The organism is Rhodoferax saidenbachensis (assembly GCF_001955715.1).
Taxonomy (GTDB): domain Bacteria; phylum Pseudomonadota; class Gammaproteobacteria; order Burkholderiales; family Burkholderiaceae_C; genus Allorhodoferax; species Allorhodoferax saidenbachensis.
On the sequence record NZ_CP019239.1, the window covers coordinates 3,104,747 to 3,117,372 of the forward strand.

The window sequence follows — 12,626 nt, forward strand, 5'->3', positions numbered from 1 at the left end:
GCAAACCATCAAATGCCATCAATTTCCGCTACGCTGTGCAGTCCTCAGGAGGCCCCGCGTGAACATACCCAAAACAATCGCCGCAACTGCCCTGGCACTGGCCGGTTTATCCGCCCATGCCCTGCAGATCAGCAGTCTGTCACCCCAAGGCGAAGTGGCGCGTGTGCGCCAGGTGCTGGCCAAGTTTGATGACAGCGCCATCAACTTTGGTGATCCCAAAGCGGAGGCTCCGCTGTCATTGAGTTGCAGCGACGCACAAGTCACCAAGGGCACAGGCCGCTGGGTCAATGACCGGGCCTGGGCCTTTGATTTCGACAACGACCTACCTCCCGGAATCAGCTGCACCCTGCAGGTCAAACCCGGATACAAATCACCCAAAGGTGCAGAGCTGACGGGCGTGACCAGCTACAAATTCAATAGCAGTGGGCCGTTTGTGCAAAACGTCCAGCCTTCCCAGGGCCAGCGCATTGACGAAGAACAGTTCTTCACGCTGCGCCTCAACGGCCCGGCCACCTTGGCCAGCGTGCAGGCCAATGTCTGGTGCGCGGTAGAGGGCCTGGGCGAACGCGTGGCGGTGCGCATGATTGATGGCGCCAACCGGGCTGCCCTGCTCAAATCGCAGGGCCTGGAACAACAAGCCGCCAAAGAACCCCTGAGCGTGGTCACGCTGGCCTGCAACCGGCGCCTCACACCGTCGGCCAAAGTACAACTGGTCTACGGCAAAGGCGTCGCCACGCCTGCCACCGGCGGTGGCAGCGGTGTGGCGAATTCGGTAGAGCGGCGCTTTTCCTTCCAGGTGCGCGAACCGTTTGAAGCCAGCTTCAGCTGCGAGCGTGAAAATGCACAAAGCGCCTGCCTGCCGATACGCCCCATGCAACTGTCGTTCAACGCGCCGGTGTCGGTGAAGCTGCTATCCGCCATCCGCCTCAAGGCCGGGCGTGAGATTTTCAAACCCAGCTTCAATGAGGGCGGCAGTGAGGGCGACGAAGACAACGTGGTCAACAGCGTGACCTTCGCCCCGCTGTTCCCCGAGCAAGCCCACTTTGTGCTGGAGCTGCCCAAAGACTTCAAGGACGCCTCCGGCCGCACGCTGCGCAATGCCGACAGCTTTCCGCTGAAAGTCGCTACCGGCCTCATGCCACCGCTGGCCAAGTTTGCAGCAGCGCCGTTTGGCATCGTCGAACGTTTTGCCGAACCCAATGGTGTGGCACTGCTGCCCGTCACGCTGCGCAATGTGGAGGCATCGCTGGCCATCCGCGGGCTCAATGCCGAGCAGGCGCGTGCGAACGCGAAGCCCGTGGCCGGCAAGGTCAGCACCCTCAAGCCCACCACCGATGCCGACATCATTGCCTGGTTCCAGAAGGTGCAGCGTTACGACAACTTCACCGTGTCCCGCAAGCTGGCCGCAGCGGATGTGAAAGGCCCGCTGCCCAAATCGGTAGACACCTACGACCGCACCGAAGTGCAGTCGCGCATGCTCTCGCTCCTGCAGGGCCAGGCCAACGTCAAGGTGCTGGACCTGCCCACCCCGGTGGACGGTGACCCGCGCCCGTTTGAGGTGGTGGGCATCCCCCTCTCGCCCGGCTTCCATGTGGTGGAGATTTCCTCGCAAAAACTCGGTGCCAGCCTGCTGGACGAACGCCACGGCGCAGGCCGCACCATGGTGGTCCGCACATCGGCGCTGGTGACCAACCTGGGCGTGCATTTCAAGCTGGGGCGTGAAAACGCCGTGGCCTGGGTCACCACGCTGGACAAGGGCGCGCCCGTGGCAGGCGCCGTAGTGCGTGTGTCGGACTGCCGGGGCCATGAAGTGGCCACCGCCGCTACCAACGCGCAAGGTATTGCCAACTTGACAGGCATCTCGCCCCAGGCGCCCACCTGCAACAGCCAGGACAACTACAGCCAGGCCTACTTTGTGAGCGCCCGCGCCCAGCAGCCCGCTGGTGACGGCAAGGGCACGGTGGACGACATGGCCTTCACCTGGAGCGACTGGAACCGCGGCATCGAGCCCTGGCGCTTCAACGTGCCCACCAGCCAGAGCCCGCAACCGGACAGCGTGGCCCACACCATCTTTGACCGCACGCTGTTGCGCGCTGGCGAAACGGTGTCCATGAAACACATTCTGCGCACCGAGACCTCCACCGGTTTTGGCCTCACCGCGCAGCAGCCCGGCCAACTGGTACTCACCCACATCGGCAGCGGCCAGCAATACACCCAACCGCTGGTCTGGCGCAAAACCGCCACCGGTGGCCAGAGTGCCGAGAGCACATTTGCCATCCCGCCTGCGGCCAAACTGGGCGCCTACAGCGTGGAGCTGCGCGGCCAGGGCAATGTGCGTAGTTACAGCACCGGAGAGTTCCGTGTGGAAGAGTTCCGCCTGCCGGTACTCGAAGGCCGTGTCACGCCTGCCGAAAAGAAAGCATTGGTGAATGTAAAAACCGTACCGGTGGACGTGCAGATCAACTACGTGTCGGGCGGCGGTGCGACCAACCTGCCGGTGCGGGTGTCCGCGCTGGTGCGCGGCAAATCGCTCAACTACGCAGACTTCAGCGAGTTCAGCTTCTCGCCACCGCGTGGCAAACGCGACACCAGCTCCGAAGGCGAAGAGGAAGACAGCTCGGTGCAGGACGCTCGCGTGATCGCCGACAAACTGGCCCTCACGCTGGACAAAAACGGCGCTGGCAAGACCACCATTGCCGAAGTGCCCACCAGCCGCCAGCCCCAGGAGCTGCTGCTGGAAGCTACCTACTCTGACCCCAATGGCGAAGTGCAAACCATACGCAGCACCAACACGCTGTGGCCCGCCAATGTGGTCGCCGGTATCAAGACTGAGGGTTGGGTATCGAGCAGCCAGAAGATCAAGTTCCAGGCACTGGCGCTGAGTCTGGCCGGCAAGCCGCAAGAAGGCGTGGCACTGGAAGTGAAAGCGACCGCGCGCATCGTCACCACCACGCGCAAACGCATGGTCGGCGGCTTCTACGCCTACGACAACAAGACCAGCATCAAGGAGCTGGGCACCGTGTGCGACGGCAAGAGCGATTCGCGTGGCTTGTTGTTGTGCGAAACCTCGCTGGGCGAGCCTGGTGAAGTGGAGCTGGTCGTCACCGCCAAAGACGCATCGGGCAACAGCATCCAGGCCGCCAGCAGCGTCTACGTGACCAAACAGGGCGAGCTGTGGTTTGGCGGCGAGAACCATGACCGCATGGACCTGCTGCCCGAGAAGAAGAGTTACCAGCCCGGTGAGACCGCCAAGTTCCAAGTGCGCATGCCGTTCCGTTTTGCTACGGCCCTGTTGGCTGTGGAACGCGAAGGCATTGTGGAAACCCAAGTGGTGCAACTCAATGGCCAAGACCCGACCATCCACCTGAAGATCAAGGAAGGCTGGGGGCCGAATGTGTACGTGAGCGTGCTGGCCCTGCGCGGCCGCCTGCGCGAGGTGCCGTGGTACAGCTTCTTCACCTGGGGCTACAAGGCGCCACGCGAGTGGTGGACCAGCTTCTGGTACGAAGGCAAGGAATACGTAGCACCGACTGCACTGGTCGACCTGAGCAAGCCCGCATTCCGTCTGGGCGTCGCCGAAATCCGCGTGGGCACCAAAGCGCACCAGCTCGATGTGAGCGTCAAAGCCGACAAGGAAAGTTACGCGGTGCGCAGCAAGGCGCAGATCACGATTAGCGTGAAACTGCCCAACGGCCAGCCCGCCGCCAATGCTGAAGTGGCACTGGCCGCTGTGGACCAGGCGCTGCTGGAGCTGATGCCCAACAACAGTTGGGACTTGCTGGGCGCCATGCTGCAGCGCCGATCCTGGGGCGTGGAAACGTCTACCGCGCAAATGGAAATCATTGGCCGCAGGCACTATGGTCGCAAGGCCGTGGCAGCTGGCGGTGGTGGTGGACACAGCGGTGCGCGTGAGCTGCTGGAGACACTGCTGCTGTGGAACCCGAGTGTGAAGCTGGACGCCAACGGCCAAGCCCAGGTGACGGTGCCGCTGAACGATGCATTGACCACCTTCAAGATCGTGGCCGTGGCTGACGCATCGACCGGCCTGTTTGGCACGGGCAGCACCAGCATCCGTGCCACGCAGGATTTGCAAATCATCAGCGGCCTGCCGCCCCTGGTGCGCGAAGACGACCAGTACCGCGCGCAGATCACGCTGCGCAACACCACCAAACAGCCCATGAAGGTGCTGGTGACCCCGCGCGCCACGCTGCTGACGCTGGAGCCACAAACCGTGGACATCCCGCCCGGCGATGCCCGCGAAGTGGCGTGGATGGTGACCGCCCCTGCGCAACTCGCGCAAAGCCGGTTTGAGTCCATCCTGTGGGAGATTGAGGCCAAAGACACGGTGACCGGCGCACGCGATGCGCTCAAGGCCAGCCAACGCATCATCCCGGCTGTGCCGCTCACCGTACAGCAGGCCACGCTGGTGCAGATCGATGGGCCGTTCACGTTGGATGTGAACGCACCGGCCGACGCCATCCCCGGACGTGGCGGACTCAAGATGTCGCTGCAGCCCAAACTGGCCGAAGGCCTGCCGGGTGTCAAGGACTGGTTTGCCAACTACCCGTTTGCCTGTCTGGAGCAAAAGACCAGCAAGTCCGTGGGACTGCGTGACGGCAAGATGTGGCAGACCGTGGCGTCGCAAATCCCGAGTTATCTGGACAGCGACGGCCTGGCCAGCTATTTCCCGCCGCGCGATGGCGAAGCCGACCATGGCAGTGACACGCTCACCGCCTACCTGCTGGCCGCGACGCACGAAGCCGCCAGCATCAACCCGGCGTTTGCGCTGAGCGACGACGTGCGCGCGCCGATGGAGCGCGGGCTGATTGCCTTTGTGGAAGGCCGTATCCAGCGCAAGTTCTGGAGCCCACGCAACGATCTGGACGTGCGCAAGTTGGCCGCACTCGAAGCCCTGTCGCGCTACGGCAAGGCACAGGGCCGCATGCTGGGCAGCATCACCATTGCACCCAACCAGTGGCCTACGCACGCGGTGATTGACTGGCTCAACATCCTCAAACGCGTGGCCGATGTGCCTGAACGTGACAAACGCATTGCCGAGGCAACGCAGGTTCTGCGCAGCCGCATCAGCTACCAGGGCACGAAGATGGTCTTCAGCACCGAGAAGGACGACTACTGGTGGTGGCTGATGCAAAACGGCGATGTGAACACCGCGCGCCTGATGCTGGCCGTGATGGACGACCCGGCCTGGAAAGACGACATGGGCCGCCTGGCCAATGGCTTCATCGGTCGCCAGCAGCGCGGCGCGTGGCACACCACCACGGCCAACTTGTGGGGCGGGCTGGCGCTGGAGAAGTTCTCCGCCAAGTTTGAAGCAGTCACCGTTGCCGGTTCCACCAAAGCGTCCATGAGCACGGGCGCAGCGAGTGTGGAATGGAGCAAGGTCGAGCGCATCAAGACCACGGATGCTTCCGGCGCTGCGCACCAGTCCACCTGGTTTGGCGCACCCGCTGCTCCCGGCAACCTGCGCAACAACAGCATGTTCCTGCCCTGGAGCAAGACCGCGGCCAAAGACACGCTGAACGTCACTCACCAAGGCCCCGGCAAGCCCTGGCTCACGCTGCAATCGGTCGCCGCCGTGCAACTGAAAGAACCCTTCTTTGCTGGCTACCAGATCAAGAAGACCATCACGCCGGTAGAACAGGCCAACAAGAGCCTGCCCGCAGGCAGCTATACGCGCGGCGACGTGCTGCGTATCACGCTGGAGGTGAACGCCAGCGCCGACATGAGCTGGGCCGTGATCACTGACCCGGTGCCCGGCGGTGCGACGATTCTGGGTAGCGGCCTGGGCCGCGACTCCGAGATCGCCACACAGGGCGAAAAATCGGGAGGCACCGGTTGGGCCGCATTTGAAGAGCGCAGCTTCGAGTCCTTCCGCAGCTACTACCAGTACCTGCCCAAGGGCGTGGTGAAGATGGAATACACCATTCGCCTGAACAACGTCGGTGAATTCTCATTGCCACCGAGCCGTGTGGAAGCGATGTATGCGCCCGAGATGTTTGGCGAGGCGCCGAATGCACGGGTGAAGGTGGTCGCGGCCAAGTGATAGTGGACCTAGGCTGCACTGGCGCGGCGGGCTGCTGAAGTGCGGGCCCGGCATCCAAGGATGCTGGGCGCAGCGCGCTCTAAAACGGTTTGATGAATTCCGTGAACATGGTGTCCAGGCAACGTCCGCTGGCGCGATTGCCTTCGTATTCGTTCCAGCGGTAGGCCATTTCCGTGTTGTCCCGGCAGGCCACGCCTTCGTAGAGCTTGCCGTAGGTGGCCCTGGCACCCGAGGACGATCGATAGCTGTCCTCCACCTCCACCGCCAACACGCCGTCTTTGGGGAAGACCTTCAACAAACCATAAGACGCATTGCTCGGTATGTCGTACTCCACGTACAGCGCATTGCGCTCAGGATCGGGGTAGGCATTGGGTATCAAGATAAAAACCGCCTGTTGTTCGGTAACCAGCTCTTGCTGGGTCAGGTGGGTAAATGACTGGGATTGAACTTTTTTTCCGAATTTCAGCGCCGGACCGAATACCAGCAAAGGTTTCCGCGCGTCCGTCGTGGCCGTGTTGAACCGGTACTGCAGTGTTTTTTGAAACTTGCCGACCACCGCCGAGAAGATTTGATCGTCACTGAATTTTTGCTGCTGAAGCTCCAAAGCCCATACAGGGCTTGTTGCCCATAACAGCAGGGCAAACATCCATTTATGTGTTTTCAAATACATCTTCACCACGCCTATAAAAAACTACCCACGCCGCAAACCTTCCAGCATCGCCACCAGACATTGCCGCGTATCTGCCAGCGCGTCCTGAACGCCCGCTTCATCCTCAGGCAATGAGTCCATACCGCCATACAGCGCGCCCAACACAATCCGCGCCAAACGCTCCGCATCGTGCCCCTGAAAAATGCCGTGTGCCTGGATGGCGGCGATGCTGCCGCGCATGGCGCCCAGACCCTGCCGTTGCCGTATCTCGCCCCACACCTGCGCGCCCAGCACCGCAGGCGCGTCCACCAACATGAGGCGGCGCAGCGGTGCGTTGGTGCCCGCCTGCAGCACGGTGTCGATAGAGGCCAAAAAGGCATCCCAGGCGCTGCCACCGTTGTCGATGACGGCCTGGCGCGCAGCCAGGGCCTGTTGCACCAGTTGCGCATCGACCTGCTCCACCACTGCTGCAAACAGGCCTTTCTTGTCGCCGTAGTGGTGGTACAGCGCGCCCACGGTCACCCCGGCATCGCCGCAGATGCTGCCGACCGGCGCTTTCTCAAAGCCCTGCGCACTGAACCAGCGCAGCGCCGCCAATTGCAGCGCGGCCTGCGTGGCGCTGGCGTTCTCTTTGCGTCCGTCGCGCTTGGTGGGTATTTCAGTCATGGGTAACACTGGAGACAACAGGCTTCTTTACAAACATAACGTGATTATGTATTCTCCATCCCATTGCATCAAACCGAGACTTTCCCATGCACATTGCCGCCCAAATCCTCATCGCACTGGTCTGCCTGATCCATGTGTACATCTTCCTGCTGGAGACCGTGCTGTTTGAGTCGCGGGGCGTCAAGGTGTTTGGCATTCCCAAGGCCGAAGTGGCCATGCGCAAGCCTGCCATGTCCAACCAGGGTTGCTACAACGGCTTTCTGGCCGCTGCGCTGCTGCTGGGCCTGGTCTACCCCGACCCAGCCATTGCCAAAGCCTTTGCCACCTACGGCCTGGCATGCGTGGCCGTGGCGGGTATCTGGGGTGCGGTGACGGTGATGGTGCGCATCCTGTACATCCAGACCGTGCCCGCCGTGTTGGGCTTGGCTGCGCTGTACCTGCTGTAAGGCTTTGCAGATGAAGTCCGTTCGGGCTGTGCTTGTTGAAGGCTTCGACAGGCTCAGCCCGAACGGAGGGACTAGGTCAGCGTTGCCTTAAACCAATTCCGCCAAAGCCGCCGGCGAGAAGTTGGACAGCTCGTCCATGCGGCCATCGCGCACCTTCAGCGCCCAATCCGGGTCGCTGATCAGCGCACGGCCTACGGCCACCAGGTCGAAGTCACCGCGGTCAAAGCGGCGCAGCAGTTCGTCCAGCGACGCGGGCTTGGAGCTTTCGCCCCCAAACGCGGCGATGAACTCACCGCTCAGCCCCACAGAACCGACGGTGATGGTGGGTCGGCCGGTGAGCTTCTTGGCCCAGCCGGCAAAGTTCAGATCCGAACCATCAAACTCCGGCTCCCAGAAGCGGCGTTGCGAGCAATGGAAGATGTCGGCGCCCGCATCGGCCAGCGGCTGCAGCCAGGCGGCCATCTCGTCGGGCGACTGCGCAATGCGGGCGGCGTAGTCCTGCTGCTTCCATTGCGACAGGCGGATGATGACCGGGTAGTCGGGCCCCACTTCGGCGCGCACGGCTTTCAAAATTTCTCCCGCAAATTTTCCGCGCGCCACCAGGTCTCCACCGAATTTGTCGGTGCGCGTATTGGTTCCGTCCCAAAAGAACTGGTCGATCAAATAACCGTGGGCGCCATGCAGCTCAATGCAGTCAAAGCCCAGACGCTTGGCCGCACCGGCGGCTTTGGCAAAGGCGGCGATGGTGTCGGCAATGGCCGCGTCGGTCATGGGCTCGCCAAACTGTTTGCCGGGGCGCGACAGGCCAGAGGGGGAATCCACCGGCGGTGGCGCGGTCCAGGTGGTGCGCGGGTTGCGCGCGGCGCCCACGTGCCAGAGCTGGGGCGCCATCACACCACCGGCCTGGTGCACGGTGTTGATGACATCCTGCCAACCGGCCAACGCGGCATCGCCCCAGAAATGGGGCACATCGGGGTCATTACCAGCAGACGGGCGCTGCACCACAGTGCCCTCCGACACGATCAGGCCCACGGCCGAGGCGGCACGCTTGCGGTAATACTCACTCACTTGCTTGGTAGGCACGCCGCCGGGCGAAAACGACCGTGTCATGGGCGCCATGACAATGCGGTTGGCAAGCTTGAGGCCCTTGAAGGTAAAGGGCTGGAACAACGGAGCAGCGTGGGACATACGGATGGAGAGAGTTAAGTTGCAAGAGAAACCAGTTTACGGTGCTCCGGCCACCCAAGGGAGCCGTAGGGTCACCCAGGCTACAGCTCCCATGGGGTGGGGTAGCCGCGGCTTGCTGCCAGCGTTAGCCCGGTCAATCGCTATGGTTTTAATAGCTGCTTGCGCACATTCCACCTGGGCTGCAGCCACTTTTTCCTCTGTAAAAGCCGAGTACCAGTCGTCTGACACGCTGATCCTGGACCGCAACGGAGAGCTGCTGCACCGCCTGCGCACCGATGCCACGGTGCGCCGCGGCCAATGGGTAGCGCTGGCCGACATCTCCCCTGCCCTGCGCACGGCGCTGGTGTTGAGTGAAGACAAACGCTTTTACGAACACAGCGGTGTGGACTGGCGCGCCGTCTCCAGCGCCGCCTGGGCCAACCTGTGGAACAGCAAAACGCGCGGCGCGTCCACCATCACCATGCAACTCGCAGGTTTGTTGGACGAAGATTTGAAGCGCGGCTCCAACGGGCGCAGCGTGGTGCAAAAGCTGGGGCAAACCGTGTCGGCCCAGATGCTGGAGAGCCGTTGGCGCAAGGACCAGATTCTGGAGGCCTACCTGAACCTGGTGCCGTTTCGGGGCGAACTGGTCGGCATTGACGCCATGAGCCAGACCCTGTTTGGCAAGGCCGCCCACGGGCTGGACCACCGCGAGGCCGCCATAGCCGCCGCCCTGGTGCGCGCACCCAACGCCAAACCCGCACAGGTAGCGCAGCGCGCCTGTGCCGTACTGCAAAGCCTGCAGGCCCCAGCGCGCGCCGACTGCGAGGCGCTGGACCTGTTCACCACCGCCGCCCTGCAACGGCGCGACTACGCCGCCAGCGTGGGCATTGCGCCGCATGTGGCGCGACAACTCACCACCGTTCGGGCCGATGCCAACAACTCCGTTCTCGCAGATGCCAAAAATCCCGTTCGCCCTGAGCCTGTCGAAGGGCCCGCCAAGGCTTCGACAAGCTCAGTGCGAACGGAGAAAACCCGAACGGGTGTGGTTCGCACCACGCTGCGCGCGCCACTCCAACGCTTCGCCGTGCAAACCCTGCAGCAACACCTGCGCGAGCTGCAAGGCCGCCATGTGGAAGACGGCGCGCTGGTGGTGCTGGACAACAGCACCGGCGAAGTGCTGGCATGGGTGGGCTCCAGCGGGGCGCTCAGTAATGCGGCCGATGTGGACGGCGTGACCGCCCTGCGCCAGCCCGGCTCCACACTCAAACCGTTTTTGTATGGGCAGGCCATGGCCGAGCGGCGCATCACCGCCGCGTCTTTACTGGACGACTCGGGCACCCAGATCCAGACCAGCGGCGGCCTCTACATCCCGCAGAACTACGACCGCCATTTCAAGGGCTGGGTATCGACCCGCACCGCACTGGCCGCGTCGCTCAACGTGCCCGCTGTGCGCACGCTGGTGATGGTGTCGCCCGACGCGTTCCACAAACAACTGGTGCGCCTGGGCCTGCCGCTGCGTGAGAGCGGCGACTACTACGGCTACAGCCTGGCACTGGGCAGCGCCGAGGTCTCGCTGCTGAACCTCACCAACGCCTACCGCGCACTGGCCAACGGCGGGCGCGCCAGCCCCACGACGACCCTTCTTACCCTTCGCCCCCAATCACCTTCCGTGCGAGATGGCTCTTCTCCCGTTCGGGCTGAGCCTGTCGAAGCCCCGAGGCGAACGTCCGTGCAGGCCCTCGACCCCCGCGCTGCCTTCATCGTCGGCGCCATCCTGAGCGACCCGCTGGCGCGCGCCCGCACCTTCGGCACCGACAGCGTGCTGGCCACACGTTTCTGGAGCGCGGTGAAAACCGGCACCAGCAAAGACATGCGCGACAACTGGGCCGTAGGCTGGTCGCAGCGTTACACCGTGGGCGTGTGGGTCGGCAACGCCAGCGGCGCGCCCATGTGGGACGTGAGCGGCACCACCGGCGCAGCCCCCATCTGGGCCGCGGTGATGAACCACCTGCACGCCCAGCAACCCAGCCGCGCACCCAAGGCGCCGGCAGGCGTGGTGCAGGCAACCGTGCGCTTCGCCAACGCAGGCGGCGTGACCGAAGCGGCGCGCAGCGAGTGGTTTATCAGCGGCACGCAGCAGGCCGTATTCGCTATCGATTCAGGAGCTGGTCGCGCACAATCCACGGGGGCTAGAGGCCCAAAAGGCACTCAATCCAACCCCGGCAACGCCCGCATCACCGCCCCCACCAGCGGCACCATCATCGCGCTGGACCCCGACATCCCCCCCAACCGCCAACGCGTGTTGTTCGAAGCCACAGGCGACAAACTCGTCTGGCAAATGGACGGCAAGACTTTTGCGAAAGGCCCCACTGCGCAATGGCTGCCCTGGCCCGGTCGGCACGTGGTGCGCATCACCAATGTGCGCGGAGATGTGCTGGATGAGATTCGGCTGGAAGTGCGGGGGGCGGGGGTGAAGGGTTCGGAACGGGCGAGTTCCAAGAATTGACGGCGAACCCCAACACCTGAGTGGTGAACGCTGTCATTGCGATGGAGCAATTTTCAAAATTTCACCCGTTTGGGGGATGGGCAAGCTCGCTAGTGACCGTCAGAATTGCGGCGGAAGCGGGCTCACGTTTTTTGAAATGACAGCCACCCAGGCCGCTTAGTTTTTATCTGGAAATATGGAAGTTTCAAAAGATCATTGGCGCCACGGCGGAGCAGCATTGCTATTCGGCGTCTCATCACTCATTTTTGCAGGTCCAGTATTTACAGGCGGAGTGATGAGTGTCTGGGTGCCAATGCCGATCCATCTGGTAGTTCTCGCGTGGACGACTTTGGTACTTTTCGTTTTCTTAACCCCGGGTCTATATTTATTGACCTTGAAGTTCGCTGCGAATTCCAGACATTTCCCCATAGTCGTTTTAGGGCTGATTACGGCGGTAGCAACTCTTAATTCTTTGTATTTCTATGGCTCCTGGGAATATGGAACAAGGTACCAAGGAATTTTTCATACACAGGTGGTCGCCTCTGAAAACACAATTGGATTCGCTGTGGCTTTGTTAATCTCAGTTTGGGGCGTAGTGAGAAAGTCACCATTCGCTACTTACTTGGCAAATCTTCTGCTGTTTGTTCTGTTGTCTTGGTGCGCATTTCCATACTTGGGCGAATTCCCATGACCACTCCGCAGCGATGGCAGACGACTCCAATGAACTCCAATTCGCCACTATGAAGACCTTACATCGCACGTTGTTTGTTGCTCTGGCGTTGCCCTTCGTTGCAGCAGGTCTTGTCGCTGCGTGCTGGGCGCGGAGTGTTTATCAAGAGAATGCTTTTTATGCCATTCCCGAGAGAGCATCGCGTGCGTCTGTTGTAACCACACTCGGAACTCCCGATGTGGTCCGCAAATGCGGAGAGAATTTGTGGTGGGGCGATGACACTAAATATCGCGGACCTAATGATGGGCGCTGCGTCACTGAAGAGCGGTACGAGAATATTTTGACCGCGTATGGTGTTGGATATTCAGCAGATGGACACGTAGTATCAAAGTACCGATACGTCTCGGAATGAGCAGAGTCTGCTTACGGGCAATCGATAACTCTGTTAACAGTCTGAAGCTGCCCTTGACACAAAT

Annotated in this window: 8 protein-coding genes; 5 read left to right on the top strand and 3 right to left on the bottom strand. The window is 62.0% G+C overall.

Annotation, left to right across the window (positions count from 1 at the left end; genetic code table 11):
* Window positions 1-64: 64 nt before the first annotated feature.
* Window positions 65-6,064, top strand: coding sequence for an alpha-2-macroglobulin family protein (locus RS694_RS14795; protein WP_037248106.1), 6,000 nt, complete (start codon window positions 65-67; stop codon window positions 6,062-6,064).
* A 79-nt stretch (window positions 6,065-6,143) separates the two neighbouring features.
* On the opposite strand, the gene RS694_RS14800 is transcribed toward RS694_RS14795, so the two are convergent.
* Together RS694_RS14800 and RS694_RS14805 are read right to left on the bottom strand one after the other, a co-directional pair.
* Complete coding sequence (locus RS694_RS14800; RefSeq protein ID WP_152528881.1) at window positions 6,144-6,734, bottom strand: hypothetical protein; 591 nt, start codon at window positions 6,732-6,734, stop codon at window positions 6,144-6,146.
* A 21-nt stretch (window positions 6,735-6,755) separates the two neighbouring features.
* Window positions 6,756-7,379, bottom strand: coding sequence for a TetR/AcrR family transcriptional regulator (locus tag RS694_RS14805; RefSeq protein WP_051392060.1), 624 nt, complete (start codon window positions 7,377-7,379; stop codon window positions 6,756-6,758).
* A gap of 86 nt (window positions 7,380-7,465) precedes the next feature.
* Between RS694_RS14805 and RS694_RS14810 the strand changes: the two genes are divergently transcribed.
* Window positions 7,466-7,825, top strand: a complete 360-nt coding sequence (locus tag RS694_RS14810) for a DUF1304 domain-containing protein (protein WP_029709149.1) — start codon at window positions 7,466-7,468, stop codon at window positions 7,823-7,825.
* An 87-nt stretch (window positions 7,826-7,912) separates the two neighbouring features.
* Here the strand turns inward: RS694_RS14810 and RS694_RS14815 are convergent, their stop codons facing one another.
* Window positions 7,913-9,013, bottom strand: a complete 1,101-nt coding sequence (locus tag RS694_RS14815; protein ID WP_029709150.1) for an NADH:flavin oxidoreductase — start codon at window positions 9,011-9,013, stop codon at window positions 7,913-7,915.
* A gap of 142 nt (window positions 9,014-9,155) precedes the next feature.
* Between RS694_RS14815 and RS694_RS14820 the strand changes: the two genes are divergently transcribed.
* The 3 genes from RS694_RS14820 to RS694_RS20535 all read left to right on the top strand — a co-directional run bounded on the left by RS694_RS14820 (window position 9,156) and on the right by RS694_RS20535 (window position 12,562).
* Entirely contained in the window at window positions 9,156-11,501 is a 2,346-nt protein-coding gene (locus tag RS694_RS14820; RefSeq protein ID WP_076069766.1) for a transglycosylase domain-containing protein, read from the top strand.
* Between the two features lie 175 nt (window positions 11,502-11,676).
* Complete coding sequence (locus RS694_RS20530; RefSeq protein WP_152528886.1) at window positions 11,677-12,171, top strand: hypothetical protein; 495 nt, start codon at window positions 11,677-11,679, stop codon at window positions 12,169-12,171.
* A 13-nt stretch (window positions 12,172-12,184) separates the two neighbouring features.
* Window positions 12,185-12,562: a hypothetical protein gene (locus tag RS694_RS20535; protein WP_152528885.1), complete on the top strand. Its 378-nt coding sequence runs from the start codon at window positions 12,185-12,187 to the stop codon at window positions 12,560-12,562.
* Window positions 12,563-12,626: the final 64 nt, after the last annotated feature.

Coding starts and splice junctions, on each gene's coding strand:
- RS694_RS14810 (WP_029709149.1), top strand. CDS start 7,466: ATGCACATTGCCGCCCAAATCCTCATCGCACTGGTCTGCCTGATCCAT.
- RS694_RS14815 (WP_029709150.1), bottom strand. CDS start 9,013: ATGTCCCACGCTGCTCCGTTGTTCCAGCCCTTTACCTTCAAGGGCCTC.
- RS694_RS20530 (WP_152528886.1), top strand. CDS start 11,677: ATGGAAGTTTCAAAAGATCATTGGCGCCACGGCGGAGCAGCATTGCTA.
- RS694_RS14800 (WP_152528881.1), bottom strand. CDS start 6,734: ATGTATTTGAAAACACATAAATGGATGTTTGCCCTGCTGTTATGGGCA.
- RS694_RS14820 (WP_076069766.1), top strand. CDS start 9,156: ATGGTTTTAATAGCTGCTTGCGCACATTCCACCTGGGCTGCAGCCACT.
- RS694_RS14805 (WP_051392060.1), bottom strand. CDS start 7,379: ATGACTGAAATACCCACCAAGCGCGACGGACGCAAAGAGAACGCCAGC.
- RS694_RS20535 (WP_152528885.1), top strand. CDS start 12,185: ATGGCAGACGACTCCAATGAACTCCAATTCGCCACTATGAAGACCTTA.